This window comes from Thermincola sp. GK-1 (genome assembly GCF_059412445.1).
In genome coordinates this window covers 1-1,020 of sequence record NZ_JBSQAT010000046.1, presented here as the reverse complement: position 1 = coordinate 1,020, position 1,020 = coordinate 1, and the positions used below count along the sequence as shown (strand labels likewise).

The window sequence follows — 1,020 nt, the reverse complement described above, 5'->3', positions numbered from 1 at the left end:
CAAATCCCATGTCACCGATATAGCCGTCACCAGTATAGCCCAACAGGAACCGGCTGTCGCCGGAACCGAAGAATTAGCCACCGTCACCTTCCGGAACCTGGGCGCCAATACAGAAACCTTCACCGCTCACTACTTCGCCGGCGCTAAATTGGTGAAAAAGGATAAGATCACTCTCCCTGCCGGCAAAACAGATACCAGGAATTTTAACTGGGCAGTTCCCGGTACACCCGGAAAAACCATCACCTTAAAAGTAGTGGCCGATCCTGATAAAAAACTGCCGGACATTAACCGCGCCAACAATACCTGTACCAGAGACGTGCGCATAACGGTCCCGGCCCTGCCCGAACCCTACTGTCAGGGCAGAGAGAAGAACAGCAGGGAATGGACCGTCACCTATGTCTGGACCACCACCAACAGTAAAGGCGAAACAGTGACCCACAGTCGCGATGTCACCTACAAAGAAACCATCTCCGCCCGGTTGATACTGAACACCCGGCAGGGTGATGACCAGGCCCCGCCGGAAGAACGCCGGGGAGCATGGGAAATCAAGCCCTTCGCCAAAAAACACAAGCTCGACCCCAATAAAATCACCCGGGCCGGTTACGGCTTTGAAGTGCTGGTAGAAACCGATTACTGGACCGACTGGGAGACCAAAGTCCCTACCGGAGCCGCACCCAAAGGCGGCACACCCAGGGATTTAAAACTGCAGGTGGAATTCTGGGATACCAAAGGCCGGTCCGTACTGGGCGGCCCGGTGGAACTGGAGCCCATCGGAAAAAGAGAAGCAAAGGGGCACACTTACATAACATGGGCTTTAAAAGCCAAGACCCATACATTAAGCGACGGGCGGCGGATAACCGACCGGAAGCACTACACCGACCTGAACAATTACAGCGCCACAGAAGAAAATATTGACAAGGGCAGGTATTACGTGACCGTGAGCAACATAAACAACTTCGGCATGACGGGAGAACTGGAAATCTGTGAAGAAGACTCCGTCATCATCCTGGGGAATATGTA

At 53.5% G+C, this 1,020-nt stretch carries 1 protein-coding gene; it reads left to right on the top strand.

Annotation, left to right across the window (positions count from 1 at the left end; genetic code table 11):
* A partial coding sequence (locus ACSNJE_RS15920; RefSeq protein ID WP_495253075.1) for a CARDB domain-containing protein occupies window positions 1–1,020 on the top strand: 1,020 nt, incomplete at both ends.